Origin of the sequence: Bacteroides faecalis, from assembly GCF_003865075.1 — a bacterium.
Classification (GTDB): domain Bacteria; phylum Bacteroidota; class Bacteroidia; order Bacteroidales; family Bacteroidaceae; genus Bacteroides; species Bacteroides faecalis.
The window spans coordinates 224,133-249,123 of the sequence record NZ_BHWB01000003.1; the positions used below are offsets into that span (position 1 = coordinate 224,133).

General features: G+C 37.4%; 26 protein-coding genes and 1 pseudogene. 8 read left to right on the top strand and 19 right to left on the bottom strand.

Annotated features, from left to right (window positions below):
• The first annotated feature begins 114 nt into the window (after positions 1 to 114).
• Genes EJF25_RS06380 through EJF25_RS25510 form a run of 3 tightly spaced genes read left to right on the top strand, consistent with a single transcriptional unit; the run spans position 115 to position 1,897 of the window.
• A complete protein-coding gene (locus EJF25_RS06380; protein ID WP_125040540.1) occupies positions 115 to 789 on the top strand; it encodes a response regulator transcription factor in 675 nt (224 codons plus the stop codon).
• Positions 786 to 1,313 carry a hypothetical protein gene (locus EJF25_RS25505; RefSeq protein ID WP_235016741.1) on the top strand — a complete coding sequence of 176 codons (528 nt, stop codon included), beginning with the start codon at positions 786 to 788 and terminating at the stop codon, positions 1,311 to 1,313. The genes EJF25_RS06380 and EJF25_RS25505 overlap by 4 nt, the downstream gene beginning before the upstream one ends.
• Positions 1,268 to 1,897: a sensor histidine kinase gene (locus EJF25_RS25510; RefSeq protein ID WP_235016742.1), complete on the top strand. Its 630-nt coding sequence runs from the start codon at positions 1,268 to 1,270 to the stop codon at positions 1,895 to 1,897. Before EJF25_RS25505 ends, EJF25_RS25510 begins: the two co-directional genes overlap by 46 nt.
• Here the strand turns inward: EJF25_RS25510 and EJF25_RS06390 are convergent.
• The 7 genes from EJF25_RS06390 to EJF25_RS06420 form a co-directional block, all read right to left on the bottom strand.
• A complete protein-coding gene (locus EJF25_RS06390) occupies positions 1,849 to 2,235 on the bottom strand; it encodes a GDP-mannose 4,6-dehydratase (protein WP_125040541.1) in 387 nt (128 codons plus the stop codon). The two genes, EJF25_RS25510 and EJF25_RS06390, sit on opposite strands and share 49 nt — an antisense overlap.
• 104 nt (positions 2,236 to 2,339) lie before the next feature.
• Positions 2,340 to 2,888, bottom strand: coding sequence for a tetratricopeptide repeat protein (locus EJF25_RS06395; protein ID WP_125040542.1), 549 nt, complete (start codon positions 2,886 to 2,888; stop codon positions 2,340 to 2,342).
• 762 nt (positions 2,889 to 3,650) lie between these two features.
• Positions 3,651 to 4,046, bottom strand: a complete 396-nt coding sequence (locus EJF25_RS06400) for a hypothetical protein (RefSeq protein WP_125040543.1) — start codon at positions 4,044 to 4,046, stop codon at positions 3,651 to 3,653.
• A 119-nt stretch (positions 4,047 to 4,165) separates the two neighbouring features.
• The gene (locus EJF25_RS06405) at positions 4,166 to 4,699 is read right to left on the bottom strand and encodes a hypothetical protein (RefSeq protein WP_125040544.1); all 534 of its coding nucleotides are present in this window, start codon (positions 4,697 to 4,699) and stop codon (positions 4,166 to 4,168) included.
• A 59-nt stretch (positions 4,700 to 4,758) separates the two neighbouring features.
• Positions 4,759 to 5,769, bottom strand: coding sequence for an ArnT family glycosyltransferase (locus EJF25_RS06410; RefSeq protein WP_125040545.1), 1,011 nt, complete (start codon positions 5,767 to 5,769; stop codon positions 4,759 to 4,761).
• Positions 5,759 to 6,403: a lipid-A-disaccharide synthase N-terminal domain-containing protein gene (locus EJF25_RS06415; RefSeq protein ID WP_125040546.1), complete on the bottom strand. Its 645-nt coding sequence runs from the start codon at positions 6,401 to 6,403 to the stop codon at positions 5,759 to 5,761. The genes EJF25_RS06410 and EJF25_RS06415 overlap by 11 nt, the downstream gene beginning before the upstream one ends.
• 5 nt (positions 6,404 to 6,408) lie before the next feature.
• Complete coding sequence (locus EJF25_RS06420) at positions 6,409 to 7,146, bottom strand: glycosyltransferase (protein WP_125040547.1); 738 nt, start codon at positions 7,144 to 7,146, stop codon at positions 6,409 to 6,411.
• Positions 7,147 to 7,255: 109 nt separating this feature from the next.
• On the opposite strand from EJF25_RS06420, the gene kdsR reads away from it, so the two are divergent.
• Positions 7,256 to 8,068, top strand: a complete 813-nt coding sequence (gene kdsR, locus EJF25_RS06425) for a 3-ketodihydrosphingosine reductase (RefSeq protein ID WP_125040548.1) — start codon at positions 7,256 to 7,258, stop codon at positions 8,066 to 8,068.
• Positions 8,069 to 8,144: 76 nt separating this feature from the next.
• Here kdsR and EJF25_RS06430 read toward each other — a convergent pair whose 3' ends face one another.
• The 3 genes from EJF25_RS06430 to EJF25_RS06440 are packed head-to-tail and all read right to left on the bottom strand — an operon-like array spanning position 8,145 to position 10,136.
• Complete coding sequence (locus EJF25_RS06430; RefSeq protein WP_125040549.1) at positions 8,145 to 8,873, bottom strand: DUF6064 family protein; 729 nt, start codon at positions 8,871 to 8,873, stop codon at positions 8,145 to 8,147.
• Positions 8,874 to 8,886: 13 nt separating this feature from the next.
• Entirely contained in the window at positions 8,887 to 9,372 is a 486-nt protein-coding gene (locus EJF25_RS06435) for a threonine/serine exporter family protein (protein WP_125040550.1), read from the bottom strand.
• On the bottom strand, positions 9,369 to 10,136 hold the full coding sequence (locus EJF25_RS06440) for a threonine/serine exporter family protein (protein ID WP_125040551.1): 768 nt from the start codon (positions 10,134 to 10,136) through the stop codon (positions 9,369 to 9,371). The genes EJF25_RS06435 and EJF25_RS06440 overlap by 4 nt, the downstream gene beginning before the upstream one ends.
• A gap of 221 nt (positions 10,137 to 10,357) precedes the next feature.
• Here EJF25_RS06440 and EJF25_RS25515 point away from each other — a divergent pair.
• Positions 10,358 to 10,580: pseudogene (locus tag EJF25_RS25515) on the top strand (MFS transporter); the annotation flags it as partial.
• 311 nt (positions 10,581 to 10,891) lie between these two features.
• Here the strand turns inward: EJF25_RS25515 and EJF25_RS06450 are convergent.
• Positions 10,892 to 11,647, bottom strand: coding sequence for a CDGSH iron-sulfur domain-containing protein (locus EJF25_RS06450; protein WP_125040552.1), 756 nt, complete (start codon positions 11,645 to 11,647; stop codon positions 10,892 to 10,894).
• 251 nt (positions 11,648 to 11,898) lie between these two features.
• Between EJF25_RS06450 and EJF25_RS06455 the strand changes: the two genes are divergently transcribed.
• The gene (locus EJF25_RS06455; protein ID WP_125040553.1) at positions 11,899 to 12,573 is read left to right on the top strand and encodes a DUF421 domain-containing protein; all 675 of its coding nucleotides are present in this window, start codon (positions 11,899 to 11,901) and stop codon (positions 12,571 to 12,573) included.
• 80 nt (positions 12,574 to 12,653) lie between these two features.
• Entirely contained in the window at positions 12,654 to 13,184 is a 531-nt protein-coding gene (locus tag EJF25_RS06460; protein ID WP_125040554.1) for a GNAT family N-acetyltransferase, read from the top strand.
• A gap of 147 nt (positions 13,185 to 13,331) precedes the next feature.
• Here EJF25_RS06460 and EJF25_RS06465 read toward each other — a convergent pair whose 3' ends face one another.
• The gene (locus tag EJF25_RS06465; protein ID WP_125040555.1) at positions 13,332 to 14,123 is read right to left on the bottom strand and encodes a head GIN domain-containing protein; all 792 of its coding nucleotides are present in this window, start codon (positions 14,121 to 14,123) and stop codon (positions 13,332 to 13,334) included.
• A gap of 140 nt (positions 14,124 to 14,263) precedes the next feature.
• On the opposite strand from EJF25_RS06465, the gene EJF25_RS06470 reads away from it, so the two are divergent.
• A complete protein-coding gene (locus EJF25_RS06470; protein WP_125040556.1) occupies positions 14,264 to 15,145 on the top strand; it encodes an SDR family NAD(P)-dependent oxidoreductase in 882 nt (293 codons plus the stop codon).
• 159 nt (positions 15,146 to 15,304) lie between these two features.
• On the opposite strand, the gene EJF25_RS06475 is transcribed toward EJF25_RS06470, so the two are convergent.
• The 7 genes from EJF25_RS06475 to EJF25_RS06505 form a co-directional block, all read right to left on the bottom strand.
• Entirely contained in the window at positions 15,305 to 17,575 is a 2,271-nt protein-coding gene (locus tag EJF25_RS06475; RefSeq protein ID WP_125040557.1) for a GH92 family glycosyl hydrolase, read from the bottom strand.
• Between the two features lie 2 nt (positions 17,576 to 17,577).
• Positions 17,578 to 18,546, bottom strand: coding sequence for a 1,4-beta-mannosyl-N-acetylglucosamine phosphorylase (locus EJF25_RS06480; RefSeq protein ID WP_125040558.1), 969 nt, complete (start codon positions 18,544 to 18,546; stop codon positions 17,578 to 17,580).
• A gap of 19 nt (positions 18,547 to 18,565) precedes the next feature.
• On the bottom strand, positions 18,566 to 19,897 hold the full coding sequence (locus EJF25_RS06485) for an MFS transporter (protein ID WP_125040559.1): 1,332 nt from the start codon (positions 19,895 to 19,897) through the stop codon (positions 18,566 to 18,568).
• A 128-nt stretch (positions 19,898 to 20,025) separates the two neighbouring features.
• Positions 20,026 to 21,060, bottom strand: a complete 1,035-nt coding sequence (locus EJF25_RS06490; RefSeq protein ID WP_125040560.1) for a BT_3987 domain-containing protein — start codon at positions 21,058 to 21,060, stop codon at positions 20,026 to 20,028.
• Between the two features lie 12 nt (positions 21,061 to 21,072).
• Positions 21,073 to 22,263 (bottom strand): DUF1735 and LamG domain-containing protein, encoded by a 1,191-nt coding sequence (locus EJF25_RS06495; RefSeq protein ID WP_160119382.1) that lies wholly within the window; start codon positions 22,261 to 22,263, stop codon positions 21,073 to 21,075.
• Positions 22,264 to 22,283: 20 nt separating this feature from the next.
• A complete protein-coding gene (locus EJF25_RS06500; RefSeq protein WP_125040562.1) occupies positions 22,284 to 23,366 on the bottom strand; it encodes a glycoside hydrolase family 18 in 1,083 nt (360 codons plus the stop codon).
• A gap of 38 nt (positions 23,367 to 23,404) precedes the next feature.
• Positions 23,405 to 24,973, bottom strand: coding sequence for a SusD/RagB family nutrient-binding outer membrane lipoprotein (locus EJF25_RS06505; RefSeq protein WP_125040563.1), 1,569 nt, complete (start codon positions 24,971 to 24,973; stop codon positions 23,405 to 23,407).
• Between the last annotated feature and the right edge of the window lie 18 nt (positions 24,974 to 24,991).

Genomic DNA, 24,991 nt, shown 5'->3' on the forward strand with positions numbered 1-24,991 from the left:
TAATTTGATTAAGGGTGCTTATGATATCCATTAGAATATGTAGATTTGTAACCTACGACTAAGTCCTAATGATATGAATACTGTATAATACCTGAACATATTAATAAATCAGAAATGAAACTATTGATTATCGAAGACGAAAAAGAACTTTCAGGTAGTATTGCTACTTTTTTAAGTTCTGAAAATTATTTATGTAAACAAGCTTTCACTTTCGACGAGGCAATGGAAAAAATCAGTCTATACGATTACGACTGTATCTTGTTGGATTTAATGTTACCCGGCGGAAATGGATTGGATATTTTACATGAGATCAAACGTCTGAATAAAACTACAGGAGTCATTATTGTTTCGGCTAAAGATTCTCTGAATGACAAGATAGTCGGACTTAAAATAGGAGCAGATGATTATTTATCAAAACCGTTTCATCTCCCTGAGTTAAGTGTACGCATTTATGCTCTCATTCGTCGCCAACAGTTTTCGAGTAATAATACGATGTGTAGCAATAATGTCTCTATTGATTTATTAAGTAAAGAAGTTCATATAAATAGTAATCACATTATATTGACGAAAACAGAATATGAATTACTTCTTTTCTTCATCGGGAATCGTAATAAAGTGATTTCCAAAAGTGCACTTGCCGAACATTTGAGCGGTGACATGGCTGATATGTTAGATAATCAGGATTTTGTATATGCACATATCAAGAATCTAAAAGCCAAATTAGTCGAAGCAGGAGCACAAGATTGTATTAAAAATATTTATGGAACCGGATACAAATGGGTAGAATGAAAAGTCTTTTGAATAAACCTCTGATGCAGTTTATTATTTGTGCAGTCATACTATTGTTAATAGCCACTCCCCTGTTCTATTTTCTTGTAGAACATTATTATGCCGAAGATTTGATAGAAATAATGAATGCAGCGGAACAAGGCAATCCTTTACCCCCCCCTACTGATCTGGAAGAGGATTTAATGATAGGAGTTGTATATCAATTCGTATTAATTGCCGGAGTACTGAGTATTTCGCTGGTTCTCATGATGAGATTGATTTCTAAACGTCTGTGGGTTCCTTTTGACGATACCCTTCATCGTATAGAACAATTTTCATTAGAAGGAGAGAATATACCTCAATTTATGCAGAGTGATATAAAAGAGTTTACCCGCCTGAATAATGCCATTACTCAATTGATGAAAAAAATCTGGAAAGCTATAAATCACAGAAAGAGTTTACAGAAAATGCTTCTCATGAGTTGCAAACTCCTTTGGCTGTGTTTCAAAGTAAACTGGATCTGCTGTTACAACAATCCGAGATGACAAAAGAACAGGCTGAAATCGTTCAAACTTTATATGAAGTAACCAACCGCCTCTCACGCTTAAACAGGAACCTGTTACTTCTTACCCGAATTGATAATCATCAATATAACCAAGTGGAACAAATCGATGCAGTCCAAACTTTAAGGGATATATTGCCATTAATGAACAAACTCACTGAAGGTATAACCGTATATACCGATCTGGAAGATTCATCCATGTTTATACAAGCCAATCAATCTTTGCTTGAAAGCTTGATTAATAACCTAATTGTTAATGCAGTACGCCACAACATTAAAGACGGAAATATATTCATATCAATCAAAGAACGCCAGTTGATCATAGCCAACACTTCCGCTGAAGGTGAACTGCAAGAGAAGCTGCTATTTACCCGTTTTTATCGTCCTTCGGAGAAAATTAAGGGCAATGGTCTGGGACTAGCTATTGCAAAAGCAATCTGCGAATACCATGGATGGAGTATACATTATACTTATAGAAATAATATGCACCGGTTTACCGTATTCTTTGGAGCTTCCAATCAAACTTCCAATATATTCAAGAAACCTAATATATTTGTCTCTACATAAGCATAAGGATTTTCAATAGAGTAACGCACTCCTGCCTGTCCCGCTAAATTAATAACAAAATCAAAGTTCTCCACATCAAAAAGATGAATCATTCCGATATGGTCCGTCAAGTCCATTTTTATAAAACGATAAAGCGTTTCTGTCCGGCTAGTAATCATCTGATTGTCTTTAATCATTTCTTGAGCTATACCTACTTCTGATAAACGTGCATATTTTAATCTCGTATCATAATAAGAATTGATGCAATCTAACCCTATAACTTCATAATGCTGTCCCAACAATGCTTTTACCACAAATGAACCTATAAATCCGGCAGCTCCCGTCACTAGTACTTTCATATACTTTTTCATTTATAATATTACTATACCATAATTACCACTCACATAACTTTGCTTCTCAATAATCACTTTTCTCAATGTATCCATTTCACGTATCGGTACTATCAAAATAGCATTATGCAGTTTCCCTTCAATAATCTCTTCCCACGTAACAGTTTGTACCTCTTTTTGTAAATACACATCCATATTCTCCGGACGGGAAATCTGCCATGTATAATAGGTATAAATATGAGTCCCTGAATATCACTATTTTGCTCATCAGAAGATATTTCCACAGCCTTTTGGAAGGCATCAAGTGCCCGGGGAGTTTTACACATATCCATATAAACCCTACCTAAATAATAATAGGCTGTTGTCAATTTTTCATAATCTTTTTTTTCTTTATAATACAAAACGACCTGCTTTATCAATGAATCAGAAGTATGCAATTCATAGGATTTATCAGACGCTTTCACTAACAACAAATTATAATACATCTGTATATCAATAGGCTTCTTGTTAACTTCATGCTTTATCGATTTTAGAAAAGATAATGCACTATCCGGTTTTTCTTTAATAATACGTTCTGCTAAAACTATTTCATCCGGATAAGATCTTCCACATCCACTACACAACAATACCCATACTACAATATATAATAGACTTTGTCTCATGATTCTAACAATATTAACAAATAGATATATTATACGGCACTTTACGAAATTTATTGTGCTATAACATATTTTTTTAATGGGAGAATGAATATATTATCAATCTCCCATTATCTTTTGCTTATTTAGAATCTATGTTATCGGAAATAAACTCTATTTTTATAGTAACATCCCCCAGCTCAGTATTATTCAATGGCAGTTGATACATTTCATTTTTCCCTATCTTCAGAGATGAGAAATAAACGACTTGCCCCTTCGAATCTTCGGCTTCAACTAAAATAGTTTTATCTACCGCCGAATACATTTCAACAATATCATTCGGCCTATTAACACGAATCACTACGCGATATCTGTTATCGTCAATCCACCACCCGCCCTGCTCCGGGAATTTTACTGGTTCTTCAGCCTTAGACGGAATGACACCAATAGCAATAATAACAATGCGAAAAATTTCTTTTTATTCTTCATACCACATTCTATTTTTTGTTTTTGTAAAATTGGTAAAAACGTGGCATTTTACAGTTAAAATTTTGTTCAGAAATTGTTCAATTCTTCTAAACACAAGATTTCCAGATAATAACACATAAAAGTATAAAATGAAATATTTCACTCATTAGCCAACAAATGTACAAAAGAAAAGTCATTCTATAGTTTCATAGAAACTCCCACAAACAAAAAGGTTGCAAAGTAACAAGTAACGCTTACTACTTCACAACCTTCATAATACGATCATCCATCATTTTTTTTCTGCACTCCATCAGTGGTCTATTCTTTTGGATAGACAACAATCCAATTATTTTCCTCTAATTGCTTTTTAGTCAATTCATATCGTTCATAAAGATGATATTTTCTAATAGTATCAATTGCCAAAGTAGTATTTTCTGTATCTATAGCAAAAACTTGCATGATTGGATACTTCTTAAATAACTTTGTTCTTGACAAATAATAGGTATAATCTCTTTGATCATTCGGTCCTACAGAAATACTATGTCCAAATTGAAACACAGTATCAGGATAATGTTCCCCCATGATAAATTCTATAGATTTGTCACTTCTATTTACGATAGTAATAAAAGGGTTTCCCCAACCTTCTTCCATTGAACATCTTGAAGCTGTTGCCACTAGAAACAATATACAAAATATAAAAAATATCTTTTTCATAACATAATAGCCATTATAGATTTTAGACAAAATCGATACATGCAAGATAGTGATTTTCAAGAAAAAGAACAAAAGAAATGATGATAAAAGCCATTTCTTTTGCTCTTTTTTAACAATTACTATTTTCCATTAAAGTCTTGACTCTCAAAAGGAGAAATCAACATAAAGAAATTATACCATTTCGCACTAAAAGAGAGTGATTCTTTCAGTTGTTTCATTTGTTCACCATTTGCATAATCAACATACCTTTGGCCATCGGGAGTCCCATAAGGAACAAGTGGATTACCTTTAAAGTCCCATCCTTTTACATGTGGAGAATTCGAATTCCATTCATCTTTGCTCGTATAGAACCCTGTTACGTTTTTATTAAAATACTTAAATGCCCTATAATTGGCATCGCTCTCAAATGCTCTATATCTGTGCTTACCATCATTTTTACTTGCACTCAGCAAACTTGGAAATGCAACTCTAGAAAAATAGGACCAACCCATAGCTTGACTTTGCAAATAATGTCCATATTCGTGCTGGAAGGTACTGTTATTAGGATCAGCTCTAGTATCCTTATCACCAATAATCCAACTACCCATTGTGAAAGCTTCTCCATTTTTCATATTGGTTGTAGTCAATACAGTTGCTCCAAATTTCGTGTCCACATCTAAGACATTCCCAAATGTATTATACAAATGCGAAGCTACAAAACCGATCGTATTATTCAGTCCTTGGTAAGTAAATCTAGAAATGAATTCCCATGATTTCCCCCAAAAACTTTTATTTGAATCAAGTGCAAATAAACCTCCAATTTAGAACTGACAAAAGACAACATTATAAAAGTAGTAATCAATACAGCCAGAAAGAACTTTTGCAGTTCTGTGTGAATCCAACCTTTTCTTATTGAAACTCCAATTACCCCTATTAATAATAATGACCAGGGAAACATCGAATACCAGATAGAAACAAAATAATGATAGAAAGGTGCTTCATGGTGAAATGAATTGATTGCCTGGTCTACTGTTTGGTGAAAGAGTAAGTTTTGTAGATATTCACCTCCGGCTTCCCAATATACACAACCGAACCAAATAGTACATAATATTAAAAGAATACTCCATGTTTTCCAATTCCAATAACGTCCCAAAGAACGTATACGCTTGGTCCATAGTAAGAAAACAAATGTACATAATAATGGTATTAGAATGCCTACAGGACCTTTCGTAAATATAGCCAGAAAAATATATATCGGAAATAAGATTGCATTTATTTGCTGATTACCCTTTCCTGTCAGCATTTTATAAAAGGTATATAGAGATAAAGTGATAAACATACACATCAATATATCCATCCGTAATACAAGAGTTGAACCTAGAAATAGTCCGCAACTAAGTAATAACAACTGACTGGTCAGCATATATTCCCTTTCTATTTTTTGTCGAGTCCAATCATTCATTATATGTACAATAACAAATGCCGGTATCAATGAAAACAGTGACAAGAATAACATGTAATGTGCTCCCAACAAATATTTTCCTAACATGACAATCCAAAAATACAAAGGAGGCTTATCAGCATAAGGAATTCCTTGATTGGTAAAGGTAAAAAAGGTTCCGTTACGTAAAGCTTCATCAGCAATACTTAAATAACGGAGTTCGTTGCTAGGAGTATAATCTCGAAAAATCAAGATGGGTAACAAAGCCACTAAAATAAATATATATAAATAGTTAATTCTCATGTGCGACGGATTTTGAGTAATGATATTCTATATATAAATTTCGGATATAAGCTATTAAACCGAATGATTGTCCCAAGATTAATACAATATCCAGTCGTAAGATTCCGTAAATGACAATAATAGAAGCACCTATCAGACTTATAATCCAAAAGCCGGTTGGTAAAACAGACTCTTTATGGTGATATGAATAAATCCACTGATAAACGAATCGCAGTGTAAATATCACCTGACCTATAGAACCAAATATCAATAGCCATAAAGGTATTTGTTCGTTCCTGAAGAAATTATCAATAAATTGCGTGAGATTTAATGACATAAAAACTGTAACAACCATCGGAGTAAGTAGGAATATTCCCTTAACTATTTCGGGAATCTTCTTCCAGATTCCGTTCTCTTTCAAATTCCATAAATAAATGTAATAGGTTATGAATTGTCCCAAGATGATAGAAAAATCATCTCTTAACCATCCATAAAGGCACAACAAGGAAGAACCGGCCAAACTTAAAATCCAAAAGATGGAAGGCGATACAACATGTTTTGCCCGTTCAGATAAAACCCATTGCACAAGGATACGGGCAGAAAAAAAGAGTTGAGCCAAAAATCCAATAGATAAGATGACAAAATGAGAATCCATATTTATCATTGTATGGTTATATTAGTATCTGTAATTCGATAATTAATGTATCTATTTCGCATCCAACGATAAACAAAACAATCAATGAAAGGTGATATCAATCTATTCCACAAATGATATTTAGATTTCCCTGTGACGCGAGGAAAATGGCGAACAGGAACTTGTTTTACTTTTCCCTCTTGCAAAAGAATCAACGTCGGCAAGAAACGATGCATACCCGTAAAGAAAGGAATACGTTTAGCAAAATTCGTATGAAGTATTTTCAACGGACAACCTGTATCTTGTATTCCGTCCTGTATCATCATCCGACGAAAGCCATTAGCTATTTTCGATTGGAGTTTCTTGAAAAAAGTATCTTGTCTGTTAGCCCGGATTCCCATCACTAATTCATACCGGGCAATATGTTGCAGTAATAAATTAAAATCTTCGGGAGTTGTCTGCAAATCGGCATCCATATATCCCACATAAATCGATTCTGTAGCATCTATACCCGCCTTAATAGCTGCACTCAATCCTGAATTCTTTTCCAGTGATAAATAAAAGAAGTTATTATTCCGCTCGCATACTTCGATGATACGTTTTAAACTTTTATCCTTAGAACCATCATTCACAAAAAGCACACAAGCCGGCAAAAGGGAATGAAGCAAAAATGTACCTATTTTTTCTTCCAGAATATAAATACTATCTTCTTCATTATATACCGGAACTACAATCGTAAATTGATATTTAGCCGTTTTATTCATTTGTCACCTATTTTAGGTAGGCAAAAGTATAGACAGATTTTGTAGAAATTTTGAAGATTGTGAATAACTCTATTTAAAAGAATATTTATCTTTGCCGAAAATAGTAAATATGCGATCAGAACAAGTCATACTTATCACCGGGGCTTCTTCCGGATTTGGTAGATATACAGCACAAATGTTATCAGAACAGGGACATATCGTTTATGGAACCAGTAGAAAGGCTTCTGAAAATATAGGAAATGTAAAAATGTTAGCTGTTGATGTTACCAATATGTATTCCATACAATGTGCTATTGATAAGATAATATCGGAGCAAGGAAGAATCGACGTACTGATCAATAATGCCGGGATCGGGATTGGAGGCGCATTAGAACTAGCTACTGATCAAGAAGTAATGACACAAATGAATACCAATTTCTTTGGTGTAGTAAATATGTGTAAAATGGTGCTACCATTCATGCGTAAAGTTCGCAAAGGAAAGATTATCAATATCAGTTCGATTGGTGGCGTAATGGGTATTCCCTATCAAGGATTTTATTCGGCTTCTAAATTTGCCGTAGAAGGATATAGCGAGTCATTAGCTTTGGAAGTTCATCCTTTTGGCATCAAGGTATGTCTGATAGAACCGGGAGATTTCAAGACAGGATTTACTGCCAATCGTAATATATCAGAAGCGACATTGAAAGACGCTGATTACGGACAGAGTTTTGCCAAATCTTTAGAGATTATAGTGAAAGAAGAACAAAATGGTTGCCATCCTCGTAAACTAGCAGGTACTATCTGTAAGATCGTATCCTCTCAAAATCCTCCTTTTCGAACGAAAGTAGGACCATGGGTACAAGTGTTATTTGCTAAATGCAAATATTGGTTGCCAGATAAAGTTACACAATTCGCACTCCGTTTTTTTTATGCTATTCGATAGTTTCCTTCCATAAAAATAATCCTCTTATTTTCCAAATATGAAAATGAGAGGATTATTTTTATGACACTATTTCGTTCTATGCCTTAGGTATCAATTCCAGAAACATAGTAGTAGTTAATAATACTGCTAATCCCACGCAAACTGTAATCAACAACCAGTTTATATATTTCGCTTTTGGCTTAGTATCTGCATGCAGGTTATTTAAAAAATATTCCCGGAAGAATAGATACAAGCCCGGAATGGTCGCACTTGCCAACAAAAAGTCCTCGGGTATTTGGAAGAAATATGTTTTAGACAATCCAATCAGTGACCAATGGCAAAGAAAAAGAACCAGAAACATATTCACCTTATGGGCAAATAACAGCAATAATCCAATGGTAAATACCACTACCGAACAAGGCATTACCGGAGAAGTCATTTCCGGAAAAGTCAATCCGCGAGCTAAAGAAACAAGAGGATAGACAAATGGCATTGCTAACAACACATAAGAAAGTATATCATATTTATGAGTACGTTCAAAAGTTGTATAGCCCGTAATAATATCCCAGAGCCATATAATAGCCATTACTCCCCAAAACATAGCCATCACCCCATTATAACTACGTTCTTCACAACAAATATAATAATAGACAACCGAAATCCATGTATACAGTCCTATCATATAGATTTTCATAGCCGTCTTCTTCCATGGACAAGGCTTGCTCACAAGCAATGCGGTCAGTACAATCCCAATCAAGATAATTGCTATCTGATATATCCAGGTAACAGAATTATAATATCCAATTGTTCTCCAAAAAATCTCCATAAATGTAGTTTAATTAGTGTCTTGTTAATGAAAAAGCTCTATGTGGGAACACGAACATTGGAAAGGTAGCTCCTACAGCCAACATAAAGATAACTGTACTTGCTATCAAAGAATTAGCAAAAAACATTTCCATAAATTTACCAAACTTATCAGGTTCATTGACAGTCTGCAAACACATAATCAACGAGAACACCATGTTATATGCAAACTTACCCGGAATCATTGGAAGCAATGCCGGAATATAAAGTACTGTCATTGGACAATAAACTCTTTTGCCCAGCCATAAACTACCAAAGCCAATCACCAATCCCGCAAACAGGGAAGCTGTAGCAATATCTACTCCTAAATAAGTCATCAGACAAAAACGACATGCATGTCCCAATGCCGCCAAAACTGCAATCATTTTGAACGCTCGCAAAGGAGGATCAGAAATGGCTCCAAAACCAATACCGGCCACTGCTGCAAAAAGTCCGTCAGTTAAAATATCAAATGCTATCATATCAAACTATTTTTTACCATTAATAATGTAAATGAAAGCCCAATGGCAATACTTACAATCAAAAGAGAAGCTTCTGTTAAACGCGCAAAACCGGTCAGCACATATCCTTCTACTACATCAATCACACCATTAATCAAAGGAACTCCCGGAACAAGATATAATACACTGGTTGCCATCGCTATTTCCGAAGTTGTATCAAATATCAACGCTGTCGAAGCGCAAAGTGAAGCAACGAATGCCGAAACAATAAAAGTAATATAATGATTGATCTTTTTCTTCTGCATCTGTTGTTTTAAGAAAAATCCGGTAATTGTAGCAGAGAAAACTATACCCATTGAACATAAATCACCGCCAAACAACTTACAAAAAGAAGCATTGGCAAAGCCAACCAGAATTAATACAAATAATGGATGTATTTTAGGAGCACTAATAATCTTATTATATTTTTCAGTCAATTCCTCCAGTGATAAATGTTTATCGAGCGCCTCCCAACTCAATGCACTTAATTCGGAATTATGTTCAAAACTAATGGGATGTGCTGGAATATCTATTACTTCATTACATGCTTCATGAGTTTCTTTGTCGATAATGGTCAAGATAATATTTTTATGAAAAACGCCCAACTTCACATTTACATTAAAAGCCTCGCCAATACGTTTTGAGTTGCGCACAACCCGCGAAGTATGAACTCCGGCTCCCATTAAATGGGCTGAATATTCTGCAATAAATTTACCTATAGATAATAAAGATTCGCTTGTCTTCATATAGTGATATTTTTTTAATCGGGCACAAAAGTACAAAAAAAATAGATACCTTTGCCCCCGCCAAAAATAAAAACACACATGAATATGCAATTTACGTATCCTAAAGAATACGTTTCGCTATCTTTACTCTCTTTTTTTGCCCGAGAACTTTACATGGCAAGTTGGGCAAGCCGTATACCTGACTTTAAAGATCTATTTGCCGGCAACTATGCTTTTTAATGGGACGCTTCTTGACAAACTATGCTTATCGGCAATTCGGTAAAAAGAGAGTTTTGCAAATTGCAGGAAGTTTTATTTGTTTAGGCTTCTTTATTTCCACACTATTAGGAAGTTTTTTTGAGTCTATAGCTTTGAAAGTTAATCAATTCCTTCGGCTTTATGTTAGTCGGACTGGGGATATCATGCGTAATACCCACCTTATATAGTTTTGTAGGAGCCAAGTCTGTTAGTTTAAGTAAAACTTTCAAAATCAAAGAATAATACTATGCAATAAAAATATTCAATTGTCTTTATACTTATCATAATCACTAACCCGAACTATTACTAGGACTAAATTTAGAATATCGATAATTAAACATAGAGCATCGTATTAACCCATAAAATATTTTCTTTAATAGAATAAAGAAAACTGTTTTAACAACATTATCCTCCTTAAATATAATAGATTTTAGCTTTCATAGTGTCTGCATACTACCTCTTATACACAGAATAAAAAGAGCTGGATTCTATTTTACAGGGATAATTTATATAAGGTTTTAAAGATTTCTCATTTCCAGTGGAATATCATCACAGAAACGCATACTGGCATGAGTGCCGTCACAAAATGGTTTATTGGATGATTGCCCACAACGACACAATGTCACTCTATTTCTTATTTCATAACTTTTGCCGTCTGCTCCTTCTATGCGAATACCACCTTTCACCCAAATAGGACCACTTACTTTTATTCCCGGATCCTCAATTATACCGATAGACGGCTCAAAAGGAGGCTCATATATAGTCTCTGTCTCTTTGTCCCATACGACTAATCTTCCGGCAGGACAATGCCCGGCTTCCCGGCGTACTAATTCACGTTCTTTTTCACTCTCTGCCCTCTCTACCAAGTTCCATATTCGACCGTATGCATCACAGAAACGAGCAAAAGCACAATAACTTTCATTATCAGCTAAAACCATAGTTGGTCCCTCAATCACTTCGGCATTCTCCAGCAAAGGACGATGAGAAGCGGTTTCAGTTGAATCCCAATCAGCGTGTTTATGTGCACCGTCACAGAAAGGTTTATGTTTCGAAAATCCACACCTGCACAAATAAACCGGATTCTCGTTAGTTTCAAAATGTTTGCCTTTCTGATATACCCAAGCAGATCCTTCCTCATTAGGTAGAATAATCTCTTGATCAATAGGTGGATTACCATATAATAAATATGGACCGTCTGCTGCAATCTTAATATAAAACTTCTCAGGCGCCATTTTACTTCCTTCTTCAACTGATAAACCTTCTTTCTTAGCCATAATATACATGTTAAATAGTTTAATGAATTACGTAGAACCTTACTCCGAACAATTTACGGTTCCGGAAAGTTTTCCGATTTCCCTAGATTCTCTTTCAGAATGTTTTGATATCCAAAACGAATATTTTACTTTGCTCTATTAAGTTTTCTTCGAAATAAACGTATAGTACTTCTTGCTCCAATTATTTTCTCCGAAACAAAAACAAAACCTAACTGTTCTATTGAAAGATAAACTTAATATTTAATTCAGCCATGATGTATCTTACCATTGTAATAAAAATAGTTGTTGGTATGCTAGGTGTTCTTTTCTTTCTTCGTATTTCAGGAAAGACACAAATGGCACAACTTACTCCCCTCGATTCAGTCAATGCTTTTGTTTTAGGGGCACTGGTCGGAGGTGTCATCTATAGCCCGGACATATCCGCTTGGCAACTTGTTTTCTCTTTGGGAGTTTGGACTTGTTTTAACATGGGAATTCGATACTTACTTCGTTTTAAAACTCTGCGCCGCCTAATTAAAGGTGACACAGTAATGATTGTACGTGATGGACAGATTAATCTTAAAGAATTCAAGCGCAACGGATTGGAAATGGAACAGTTTAGGACTCTATTACGAGAAAACGGGATTTTTTCTATGCTTGACGTAAATGATGTCCGTTTCGAAACCAATGGACAACTAACCGTTTCAAAAAAGAAGTCTAAATCAGAATCCTTCCTATTTGTGAATAATGGTTCTATCTTACAATCGTCATTGGAAGGTAGCGGAAAAACGGAAGAATGGCTCAAAAGCAACCTCTCCCGCCAAGGCTATTCTGATATTGATGAGCTATTTTGCGTAGAATGGACACCCGGTCGCGGTTTCTATGTCACACAGAAAAACGAAAATGAGTCAATTACGGAAAAAGAGATAAATGATATTTCGAACTGATTTATCCACTTGAAAAGATATATTTGTCTCATTTTCTTTGATAATTATTTATACCTTTGCATAATTATCTCATCATAATTATGCAAACTTACATAGAGACACCCCGTTTAATCCTTCGTGATTGGAAAGAAGAAGATATTCCGGCCTTTGCCCGTATAAATGCTGATCCTAATGTAATGGAATTCTTCCTCAAATCACTAACAGAAGAAGAAACTCTCGCTTTTTATTACCGCATTCAAGATGAACTTCAAAACTACGGATTCGGACTATATGCAGTAGAGTGTAAAGAAGATCATGCATTCATAGGCTATACCGGATTGCATCGATTCACATTCGACACTGATTTTGCACCGGGAATAGAAATGGGTTGGCGTCTGGCACACAAATATTGGGGACATGGATACGCACCGGAAGCTGCAACTGCCTGTCTTGAGTATGCACGTAAGCACTTAGACATAGAAGAACTTTATGCATTCACATCTGTTCCCAATCACCGTTCGGAACGTGTGATGCAAAAAATTGGAATGAAACGCCTGAAGATGTTCGGTCACCCACTTGTCCCACCGGAACATCCTTTATATATGCATTTATTGTACCACATCAAGTTATAGGTTTTAAGAGTGTGTCTCTAACAAATACAAGTGCGTTCTTGCGCAGACTTTTAATATGCTATATTATAAATAAAACAAGAGTCAGATAATAGGGTAAAGATCTGAATCTTGTTTTATTATATCCATTAAAATAAGAAGGAATGCTATTTATTTTTTAGAAATCTGATCCTTCCTTCCCTCTTTATTTACAACAGACGGATTACCTTTATATTCAATATCACCGCTACCACCAACTTTGGCATTAAGCTGCTTCGACGCATAACATTCAATATCTCCCGAACCGGAAACAGTAGCAGTAACATTAGTGGCAACTAAATTACCCGCACTAATATCACCGGAACCATTGACAGTCAAAACCGCACGTTGTGCAACACCTCTCATATCAATATCACCGGAACCCGCAACTACTGCATTCACATTATCAACCTTCATATTTTTCAATACGGCGTCCCCACTTCCTTTAACTGCCACAGAAATATCTGCATAGTTCAGATTTTCGGCCTCAATATCTCCGGATCCTGTTATATTCAATCGAATATTTGTACCGTTTATAGCACCTTTCAAATTTACATCCGAGGAACCCTGAATATCAACTTGTGTCAATGAAGGCGAAGAAGCGATGACTTTCAAACGACGCTCTCCGCCATGAATATTGACTCCTTTCTTTATATTTACCTGTAATACTCCATTCACCGTATTTACTTCCAATAAATCAACCAGATTATCGGAACCATAAATAGAAACTGTCGTCTTAGAATTATTACTTTGACGATATTCTACATCCGGACTGCCCAATACTTTAATAGCACTAAAGCTACTTGTATTTTTTACTTCTCGCGTGATATATTTCTTACTGGGAATAACAGTCTGTGCCTTTACTCCTGCTACGGACAATAACATCAATACCATCCCCACAGATACATTCTTCAAATTCTTCATAATTTCTTCATTTAAATTGATTCATTACAAATATACTTCATATACTTTAAATAACAAGGAAATAACCTACTATTCTTTATTGTATAACACCTATAAATTCATTACTTTTGTTCATTAAAATAAAAAATGAACAGTTGGTTATGGCAGATAATTATATAGAAAAACAACAAGAAGCATATGAGGCCCGAAAAGCCGCATGGAAACTAGCTATAAAAAATGGTAAAAAAACAACTACTCATCAAGCTAAAGCGAAACAATCTACTGAAACAGTCTCTGATGAAGTAACACAGAAAAGAAGAGTTTTTGTAACAGGAGGAGCAGAAGGAATTGGCAAAAGTATTGTATCAATGTTCTGTCAGAAAGGTGATTCAGTTGCATTTTGTGATCATAATGAATTGGCAGGACAAGCCACCGCAAAAGAAACAGGAGCTACTTTCTACCAAGTAAACGTCAGTGATAAAGAAGCACTGGAGAAATGTATCCTGCATCTTCTGACAGAATGGAAAGACATCGACATTGTTATCAATAATGTAGGTATCAGCACTTTCTCATCTATTATAGAAACAAGTGTGGAAGACTTTGACAGAATACTTTCTATCAACCTTCGCCCGGCATTTATTCTTTCGCGACTACTGGCAATCCACCGCCAAGCCCAAGTTACTCCTAACCCTTATGGGAGAATAATTAATATTTGTTCTACACGCTACTTAATGAGTGAACCCGGTAGCGAAGGATATGCCGCATCCAAAGGAGGGCTTCATTCGCTCACTCATGCACTGGCAATCTCTCTTTCAAAATGGAACATCACCGTAAATTCAATATCTCCGGGATGGATACAAACACAAAATTATGAGCAACTCCGCCCCGAAGACCATTTGCAACACCCTTCCAAACGAGTCGGAAAACCGGAAGACATCGCCCGCATGTGTTTATTTATCTGTGAGAAAGAGAATGATTTTATCAATGGAGAAAACATCACGATTGACGGAGGTATGACAAAGAAAATGATCTACTTAGAATAACCAATCTAATTGTTTTTCTACTTTTAAAAAGAGTGACACTATCCTATCAACTTAGTGACGGTATATGCTCAACATGGTGTAACCATCCGAGACATATACCGTCATTCTTTTACAAACATTATTATGTACCCCCAAACAACACCTATGACACATTGAATACTATTTTAATTCAAATAGCATCTTTTTGCCATGCACAAGTTCATCATGAGTAATACGGTACTTATTTATTTTCTTACCGTTCAATAATACTTTATCAATATAAAGCGCCTCCGTCCCGGTACGATTACTTTCAATAACCAGCTCCTTCTCTTTATACCATTTCGGATCCAGACGGATCGTTACTTTATTGAAAACCGGAGTCGTCAAAGTATATTCCGGCAATCCGGGACAATCCGGATAGAAACCAATCATATTGAAAATAGCCCAAGCCGACATCGTTCCCGTATCATCATTTCCGGGAATACCATCCGGTTTTGTCGTAAAATACTTATCCAACAAACGTTGAGTTTCTTTCTGCGTACGCCATTCCTCTCCTTTAAAATAAGAGAATAAATGAGCATAAGCAATATCCGGTTCATTGGCAGGATCATAAAGCCCTTCATCAAATACCATTTGTAACTTATTGATAAAAGCTTTCTTCCCTCCCATCAACTTGGCAAGTCCGTAAACATCGTGTGGCACATAGAATGTATAGTTCCATGAATTACCTTCATGAAAGCCCGGACTCGGTTCAAAGTTCTCTCCTTGCTTCGGATCAAACGGACTATAGAAAGTTCCATCCGGAAGAATCGGGCGAAGTGTACCAAATTCTTTGCTGTAATAATGTCGATAACCCAAAGAACGTTTGTAGAACATTTCTGCATCTTTCTTCTTACCTAATGCATCAGCAAAACGTGAAAGTGCAAAGTCTGCAATATAATATTCCAACGCATGGGATACAGAGTTATCATATTGTTCGCGGAGAGGAACATATCCTTTCTCCATATAATCATCATTATCCGGACGCATCAGGTTTTCAGCTCCGGGTAATGTAGCCGATTTATACATCGCTTCATAAGCCAGATCCACATCAAAGTCACGCAAACCTTTCATCCATGTATCCACAATGACCGGAATACTCGGATCACCCTCCATAGTCAGCGTCTCTCTTCCATACAATTCCCACTTCGGCAACCATCCATGTTCCCGATACATATCCAGCATGGTACGTACCATTTCTATCTGACGTTCCGGATAAACCAAGGTCAGCAACTGATGTACATTCCGATAAGTGTCCCAAAGAGAGAATACCGTATAGCGGTCTCCTTTCGTCGTCAAAATCTTGTCACTTTCCATTGCCGGATATTCTCCATTAACATCCTGCAAAATATTCGGATGAATCAGTAAATGATAAAGCGCCGTATAGAAAACCGTTTTCTGATCATCCGTTCCTCCTTTCACAGTAATTCGCGACAGGTCATCGTTCCATTTGACACGTGCATCTGCATGAACCGTTTCAAAATTCTTTCCGACCTGTTCTTTATCCAGATTCAAACGGGCATTCTCAATACTGACAAAAGAAACACCCATCCGTACCTCTATCTGTTCACCTTCTTCCGTATCGAAAGAGAAATAAGCCCCGACATCATCTCCGGCAATCTCTTTTCCATACTTAGTATACAGTTTATATTTCCCATTATCCGAATCCCATTGAGCTTCTACACCTGTCATCGGACGTTGTTTCTTCCAATACCCCGTTGCAGCAGGAACCTTATTCACCCGCATCACAAAATAGATAGGAAATACCGCCTGTGGATTATAACAGAAAGTACCCAACAGCTTCATTCCTTCCACCTCACAATCATTCACGCGGCGAAGCATTGCTCCTGTCTCATTCGTCAATCCTTCTCCCAAATTCAATAGCACATGGCTTTTACCTTTCGGAAAAGTAAAACGAGTGATACCCGTACGCGGAGTAGCCGAAGCTTCCGTCTTCACATTATATTTTGTCAGATAGTTAGAATAATATCCGGGAGAGGCTTGTTCGTCCTTATATTTACTTCCATACTCTTTGTAATCAACGTTCAGTTCTCCTGTGGTAGGCATTAGCAATAAAGATCCTAGCTCCGGACAACCGACACCACTCAAATTCACATGAGCATATCCTGTAAAAAAACAGTTCGTATGTTCATAAGGAGTAGACCACCAGCGGGCGTCTTTATCATACTTATTATCAGAAGAACCCATCACATTGAAAGGTACAACGGACATCATTCCGTTCGGGCAGACAGCCCCCGGATTAGTAGTTCCGAAATTTGTTGTTCCGATAAAAGGATCCACATAATCTATCAACAAATCCTTTTTCTCATTGAAAGGGGGGCTTCCTCCCTCTTCCGCACAAACGGAAAGAAGGGAGAAAGCAAGTGTGTAAGTTAATAGTATGCGTTTCATATTTAGATAATACTCGTTCGTTTAGTAAATTCGATGATTTCTTTGATATAACCGAAAGCCATACCTACTACAGTATCCGCTGCACCATAATAAACAGCTACCCGTTCACCATCTTGCAAAGCAGCACAAGGGAATACCACATTAGGCACATCTCCCTGAAGTTCATAAGGAGCAGCAGGACCGAGCAAATATTCACGAGTCCGGTACAACACTTTCTCCGGATGATCTTTGTCAAGAATAGCAGCACCCATCGAGTAACGGAAACCATTGCAAGTCGTAATCACCCCATGATAGAAAAGTAACCAACCTTCGTCTGTCAGGAAAGGTACCGAACCTGCACCGATTTTAGTACATTGCCATGCACTTTCAGGGAAAGGAGTTACTTTCATCACACAACGATGTTCACCCCAATATTTCATATCCGGACTGAAACTGATATAAATATCACCGAAGGGTGTATGTCCATTATCACTGGGGCGGCTCAACATCGCATATTTACCATCTATCTTTTGCGGGAAAAGTACACCATTACGATTGAAAGGAAGGAATGCATTCTCACATTGGAAGAACTCCTTGAAATCAAAAGTATAAGCAATACCTATAGTCGGACCATGATAACCGTTGCACCAAGTCACCCAGTAACGATCTTCAATCCATGTAACACGAGGATCATATTTATATTCAGATTCAATCATCTCGGTATTACCTGCTTTGAAGCGAATAGGTTCATGGCTAATATCCCAATGAATACCGTCTTTACTAAATCCGGTGAAAATATTCATCTGTACAGCCTTATTATCGCAACGGAATACCCCGGCGAATCCATCTCCAAAAGGAACCACTGCACTATTAAAGATACTATTTGATGAAGGAATATGATAGCGTCCGATAACCGGATTCTGTGAATAACGCCACATAACGTCCGTACATCCTGCGGGACGTTCTTCCCAAGGCATTTGAATTTTACTCATAGTCATTTTTTTATATTAGTTATTTTTTAGAATCATCGTGAGTGAATGGAATAAAATACGTAATCAGAAAAGCCGGAATAGTAGCCAGCAGCACATAAATAAAGAAATCTCGGTAACCAAGCAAATCACTCAGATAACCACTAGCCATCCCCGGTAACATAACTCCCAGATTCATAATCGCCGACGCAAATGCATAATGAGACATCTGATACTTTCCGGGAGCAATCTGCTGCATCATGAACAATGTCAGTCCGACAAAGCCGAAGCCGTAACCAAAATATTCCATCGTAATACAAGTCCCTACTAAATAAAGATTATCCGGTCGGACAACAGCCAGAAAAGTATAAGCAATAAATGGAAGATTGAATATGCAACAAAGCGAGAAAAGTGTTTTCTTCAGTCCCAACTTAGAGACATAAAAACCTGCCAGCAAAGAACCAAGCACAAAAGCTGCGGAACCAAATATTCCAACCAATGTACCTATTTCTGTGGTTGTCAGTCCCAACCCACCGACTTCTCTCGACGAACGAAGGAACAAAGGAGCAACCTTCATGATAAAACCTTCGCCAAATCGATATAGGATAATGAAGAAAATATAGTAAATGATATGTTTCTTAGTAAAGAAATTGCGAATCACCACAATCAGTTCCTTGCCAACCTCCGAAATCGTTTTTCTCTCGGAAGAACTCACCGGAACTTGTGTTGATGGTAACATTTTGATGTGATAAACTCCCAATAAGACGAGCATTAACGCAATGATCCCATAAATAATCATCCAAGAGTAGGAATAGGCTTCCCTATTCATCTCCAGCGGAGCTCCCTCTACAGCTCCGAAGTATTCAGATAACATACCTGCCAAAGCGACTAGACCTCCATTAGCCACCAACTTAGCTACATTGTAGAAAGCCCCCTGAACTCCAATATACTTAGTCTGATCAACTTGATTCAACTCAGCCATGTATACTCCATCACAAGCTACATCATGAGTAGCTCCGCTAAATGCAATCACAGCCATGGTAGAAATACTAATCGCAAAAAAGTAATTAGAAAACAAAGAAAATGCGACTACTCCAAACAGTAAACCACTTAACATTTCAGTCAACAAAACAAAGAACTTCTTCGTACGGTACATTTCCATAAAAGGACTCCATAAAAATTTCAAAGTCCAGGGCAATATTAAAAGAGAAGTCCAAAACGTAATCTGTGTATCCGAAATTCCTAATTCCTTATACATGTACAAAGAAACCAGATTAACTGCAATGAAAGGAAGCCCCATTGCAAAATAAGCGGTAGGAACCCAGCAAACCGGGTTAATTGTTTTTTGTCGAGAAGCAGTTTTATAATGTCGCATAAATCATAGTATATAGATGAAAAAACTTATTTATCTAACCTATCCTAATATAGAACAACTGAGAGGAGCAAACTACTAACATCTGCCCCTCTTTTTTTTCATTTTATTCTATAACTAAATAGTAAATTCTACAGTACCACATGGAATTCAGCAATATAAATATCCGGACGACTACCATTCCAACAATTCGGAATTCCCAATTTTATATACTGTGTCGTTACCGGGACATAGAATTTGATTACACTTACCACCGGATTTTCTGCTGACGCCTCTTTAGGTAAAGCAGATACTACCATTCTTCCCTGACTAATCCAATTCACCCCATCATCACTGATAGATACTGTCACATCTTTCAGGTTATAAGGATAAGGAATAGAGGAACCGTAATAGCTCTTATTATAATTAGGATCTACTGCAAAACCTTTTATAGTCAGTGATTTTCCCAAATTAATAATAAAGTTAGGATCATTGACCTCCGAATAAAAATAGTAATTCCATTTCGTAGTCATATCTCCATCAAACGCTTTCTGAATAGTCTTCTCCATATTGGAAGGATTAGCTGTAAAACTCCATCCATCTGTCGGAGCATATTCTCCTTCAATTTTAGTTGCTTCAGGATCCAAATTCTGGAACTCATTCTTTAATAAGAGAAACAGATAATTCATATTAGCACTCAATTCTACCTGCTTATTAGAAATATTCGACAATCGTAAAGCAAACCCATGTCCTTTCGTCGCTTTTAATTTACTGAAATCTGTTACAGATAAATGAATTGAGTCTGCCGATTCATAAGTCCCGGCTTTAATGGTAACCGTATTCTTTTTCAATTGGTACGAACCATCGGCCGGCTTCTCATAAGCCGTACCATGTACTTGATTATATGTATCTATCCCATTGTTATCAAGCTCCACAGAAACGGTAATGTCCGAACTTGCCGGGAAAGTAATACGAACCGGAAATTTACATTCCGAATATTCACATTTCGAATCCAACGGTGTTTGAATAACTTCCCACTTCATTTCACTATTAGGATACACTCCTGTCGTTAGATATACCGCCTGTCCTTCTAACAGATTCTCTTCATCACTACATGCAGCAAATGCACCTATTACCAACGCACAGACAGCTAATCTACCAAGTTGTTTTAATTCTATATATTTCATAATCCGTCTCCTTTAATTAGTTCCACTTTCCACTTCACTATCCGGCAGATTGTCCGCTTTCACATGAAGTACCCATTCCGTTTTACCGGTAGATCTGCATGCATTTCCATTTCCTGTTGCATCTTTAAATTCATTACCGGTTCCCTCATTGAGCCTCCAATAAGCCTCCAAACCTTCTGTTTGAGGATCAATACTAAACATATTATTCATAATCTGAGTATCGGAAATCGCTTTCGTCCAAAAACGAATCTCGCTAACCTTCACATCCGCTTTCAGGTAATCTTGATTACCAAAACCAAAATTATCTTTCGATAAATTAGTGGTCTTTCCGCTAACAGCCAACTCACTATCTTTAGCGCCATTGACATACATAATAACCTTTGAACCATTGCAAACAAAAGCGATATGATACCAAGTATTTGTAGCAAAAACCGTATTACTGTTAAACTGTGAGCCCTGATTTTTTATCTGTAATTTATTACCCTCTACCTGAGCATCCCCAAAACGAGTGTAAATCTCATCACCACCGGGACCGAAAGCGGCAAACATCGCCTGATTGTTCATCTCACCTTTCTTTGTACCCAGCTTATTAATACTGATACGATATTCTACTGACCATTCCGTCAGTGAATAATCCTGCCTCATAGTCATCTTCAAATTATTCTGCGCATTAATGACCGGAACAGAAGTGATAATCAATGGATCAACAATATATACCATCAAATCAGCACCTTCCAAAGTCTGCATCCCCTCCGGCGCCACCGCTTTCACCGGCAACGCATATTGCTTGCCCGTTTGTGACAGTTCTTCCGAAAGAGGTTTGAAAATCACCTCTACACTCGATGCAGTCGTTCTTCCCTTCTCAATTTTTGCTTTCAGTTGCTCAAATTCATAGAATTCCTCCGGCAACATCTCCAGATTCATACCATTTCTCTGATTAAAAGTCTTTAAAGCAGCTGCATCCGCTTTCAATCCCACTTCAAGGTCAAAAGGAGCCTTTTCTCCAATCCGGGGAGTCACCATGATAGAAATATTCTTATCCCTGACAGGTACCTTCTTCGAAATATTCGCCTGAGTACCCGTTTCCTGTAGAAACACCAAACTGTCTATTTCATCATAATTTGCATCATTGCAATTCGTTACAAGCAGCATCAACAGTCCGGCTGCGAACAAATTCCGGATATTTAGATTCTTTATTTTCATACCATTCATCTTTTAATCATTTATTTTACAGCAGGATTCATCAACTGAATAGCTTTGCGGAGATAAGGATATGTACCTTCTTTCCCGTCAATCATGTATTCATACTCCATGTGGAAAGTTCCGACCCCACCTTTACGTACTTTCTTTCCATTAATAATCGGATTCCATCGAGCCATTCCCTCTACGGAATTCATCTTGTTTCCTTCAGAGTCCGTATAGGTCAGCCCCCCCGTACTTGCATACTTCTCAAAGTCTTCCGTTACTATGTATTTCTTTGCACATTCTTCGGCAGATAAAACTCCGTCATAATATTTAATGATATCATTCAATCCATGCTCACGAATCATCAGGGCTGCATCCGAAGTAGCACTGTAAGCCTGTACAATAAAATAATCGAAACATTTACCCATTTCTTTCGGAATCTGTGAGTTTCCGGGCTCGCCGTCAATCACGAATAACCGCCCTGTACCCGAACGAGGACCGATGCGTTTAGACATCTCATCTATAAAAATACCGATACGTCCATTCTTTGCCATCTCATATGACGTTTGGAAAGGATGGGAATAAGAAGGTTCCCAGTCCAAATCATATCCATCATAATTGTATTTATCAATCGTATCACATAACGCATTGGCATATTTCCGGATAGATCTTTCAATCGCTTCGTCATCTCCATCCACCCAGCCCCAGAATTTATGAGGTTCTTCGCCTACAGGAGTAATTTGAGCTCCTATATCCAGCAAGATGAAACAAACCAAAGCTTTAATCCCCTTCTGTTGCTGCACAAAACGCAGATCTTCCAACATCGCAGCAGAAGGATTCTTCCAACCACCCCACATCGAAATCACATCTACACTGTCCGGCAATCCGGCCATACTATTCATCAGACTGACACCCGTTCCGGTCCAGTTTCCAAACCATCCGAAAGCAATCGGATGATCTGAAGCCTTATACGCACGGAGCCTTGTGTAATACTCTTCCGAATGTGAGGACTCAATCAGATTCTCCGGATTTTTCACTTCTGTTTCCGTCCAGTCTTCACAGGCTGAGAACAATGCGCACAAACCTATCAACGACAGAAAATAATATAGTATATTTTTCATAAATCCAATTATTATTTATTGTAATTCACCACTCACATTTACTTATCCCGGCGTTGCCACCAAACTTTCACATCATATCCGTCACCACCCACTTTAGCAATAGCTGCTTTCACATTTTCCGCATTACGTGTAAATTCAGAAGGCGGAAAAGGAATACGATTAGCTACAGGTATATTAGGAGTCACATTTCCATACACAGGGAAGAACTTAGGATATCCCGTACGACGATATTCACTCCAAGCTTCCTGTCCCAATGGATAAAGAGCAATCCATTTTTGAGTAATCAGTCGTTCGAGCTTCTCTTCATCTCCCGCACCGTCATTCCATTTAATAGTGATGGCACTTACCGGTTGAATATTTCCGGCCCCATAGAACGGATCTGTATAAGAAGCTTGTGTTGAAGTATTATCACTCAGATAAGTATCCGCACCCTTTGCTCCCCATTGGCCAAACGAAAGTTTCACTCCTTCTTCATAAAGGTCTTTCTCCTTACCTCCCATATTCCATTTCAACATTGCTCCTTCGGCCCGGTTAAACGCCGTTTCAGCAGCACACATCCACAACATACGGTCTTTCTCGTCCGTATTGATTCTCGACAGTTTCGGACCACTGATATAGTCACCATAAGATTGACCGGCTCTCATTCCGACATAAGGTTCTTTTTCATACCCCTTTGTATTTTTAGTTACGTAAAGAGGCAAACGCGGATCTTTGAAACCATTCATATAAGCGGTAAGATCAGCAGAAACGCAATGGTCAGCCCACTGGGTAAGTACGGTCCAAAGTTGGTTCTTAGTTCCCAGACAGAAAGCATTATCATCATTGGAAGTCATAACTCCTATCGGATGATTCACAGCTTCTTCCGCCATTTCCTGTGCCAGGCCGGCAGCAGCAAAACGAATACGAATAGCCATGCGGAGTTTGAGAGAATTAGCAAATTTCACCCATTTCTTGAAATTCCCATCATATACAGGATCAAATTCAGCCATTGAACGAACCGAAGGATTACTTTCCACATATTGAGTCATTACATTAATTGCATCCGTCAGATCCTTGAACATAGCCCGATAAGCCTCTTCCATCGAATCATAAGCAGTTGTGATATCTCCCTGCGGTACTTTAGTATAAGGAATAGCTCCATAAACATCCACCAACCGTTGCATTGCCAACACCCGTAATATCTGTGCCCAAGCATAGTTCACTCCTACTTCACCCGTCACCTGACGAATTTTATTCCAGGCAGCGTGGAGGTTTACCATACTTCCTTCAGCATGGAAAATAAAATTCAACCAGTCATCACTAGCATTATAAGTAATATAGTTGGCTCCCTTGAATTTATCCGTAGCCATTACCATATATCTCCCGTAGCAATCGCCCAAGATAGACATTTCGCGATTATATATATTCTCATTACCCGTCGGATAAGCATAGTCACACATAACAGGGAAAAAAGCATTAGCGGCAAAACCATCCCGGTTCAATTCTTCTTCCGAAACGCGTCCATCCGGATCATTCAGACCATCGTCTATACAGGCTTGGCACAAAGCAATCCCTAATAGAAGTGAGCCGACAACCGAAAGTCTCTTCAAATATTTTTGTATTTTCATGATGTATTTCAATTTAAG

Coding starts and splice junctions, on each gene's coding strand:
- EJF25_RS06455 (WP_125040553.1), top strand. CDS start 11,899: ATGATGTATCTTACCATTGTAATAAAAATAGTTGTTGGTATGCTAGGT.
- EJF25_RS06505 (WP_125040563.1), bottom strand. CDS start 24,973: ATGAAAATACAAAAATATTTGAAGAGACTTTCGGTTGTCGGCTCACTT.
- kdsR (WP_125040548.1), top strand. CDS start 7,256: ATGCGATCAGAACAAGTCATACTTATCACCGGGGCTTCTTCCGGATTT.
- EJF25_RS06420 (WP_125040547.1), bottom strand. CDS start 7,146: ATGAATAAAACGGCTAAATATCAATTTACGATTGTAGTTCCGGTATAT.
- EJF25_RS06490 (WP_125040560.1), bottom strand. CDS start 21,060: ATGAAATATATAGAATTAAAACAACTTGGTAGATTAGCTGTCTGTGCG.
- EJF25_RS06430 (WP_125040549.1), bottom strand. CDS start 8,873: ATGGAGATTTTTTGGAGAACAATTGGATATTATAATTCTGTTACCTGG.
- EJF25_RS06410 (WP_125040545.1), bottom strand. CDS start 5,769: ATGAGAATTAACTATTTATATATATTTATTTTAGTGGCTTTGTTACCC.
- EJF25_RS06380 (WP_125040540.1), top strand. CDS start 115: ATGAAACTATTGATTATCGAAGACGAAAAAGAACTTTCAGGTAGTATT.
- EJF25_RS06475 (WP_125040557.1), bottom strand. CDS start 17,575: ATGAAACGCATACTATTAACTTACACACTTGCTTTCTCCCTTCTTTCC.
- EJF25_RS06440 (WP_125040551.1), bottom strand. CDS start 10,136: ATGAAGACAAGCGAATCTTTATTATCTATAGGTAAATTTATTGCAGAA.
- EJF25_RS25505 (WP_235016741.1), top strand. CDS start 786: ATGAAAAGTCTTTTGAATAAACCTCTGATGCAGTTTATTATTTGTGCA.
- EJF25_RS06480 (WP_125040558.1), bottom strand. CDS start 18,546: ATGAGTAAAATTCAAATGCCTTGGGAAGAACGTCCCGCAGGATGTACG.
- EJF25_RS06395 (WP_125040542.1), bottom strand. CDS start 2,888: ATGAGACAAAGTCTATTATATATTGTAGTATGGGTATTGTTGTGTAGT.
- EJF25_RS06460 (WP_125040554.1), top strand. CDS start 12,654: ATGCAAACTTACATAGAGACACCCCGTTTAATCCTTCGTGATTGGAAA.
- EJF25_RS06400 (WP_125040543.1), bottom strand. CDS start 4,046: ATGAAAAAGATATTTTTTATATTTTGTATATTGTTTCTAGTGGCAACA.
- EJF25_RS06390 (WP_125040541.1), bottom strand. CDS start 2,235: ATGAAAGTACTAGTGACGGGAGCTGCCGGATTTATAGGTTCATTTGTG.
- EJF25_RS06485 (WP_125040559.1), bottom strand. CDS start 19,897: ATGCGACATTATAAAACTGCTTCTCGACAAAAAACAATTAACCCGGTT.
- EJF25_RS06450 (WP_125040552.1), bottom strand. CDS start 11,647: ATGGCTAAGAAAGAAGGTTTATCAGTTGAAGAAGGAAGTAAAATGGCG.
- EJF25_RS06415 (WP_125040546.1), bottom strand. CDS start 6,403: ATGGATTCTCATTTTGTCATCTTATCTATTGGATTTTTGGCTCAACTC.
- EJF25_RS06500 (WP_125040562.1), bottom strand. CDS start 23,366: ATGAAAAATATACTATATTATTTTCTGTCGTTGATAGGTTTGTGCGCA.
- EJF25_RS06495 (WP_160119382.1), bottom strand. CDS start 22,263: ATGAAAATAAAGAATCTAAATATCCGGAATTTGTTCGCAGCCGGACTG.
- EJF25_RS06465 (WP_125040555.1), bottom strand. CDS start 14,123: ATGAAGAATTTGAAGAATGTATCTGTGGGGATGGTATTGATGTTATTG.
- EJF25_RS06470 (WP_125040556.1), top strand. CDS start 14,264: ATGGCAGATAATTATATAGAAAAACAACAAGAAGCATATGAGGCCCGA.
- EJF25_RS06435 (WP_125040550.1), bottom strand. CDS start 9,372: ATGATAGCATTTGATATTTTAACTGACGGACTTTTTGCAGCAGTGGCC.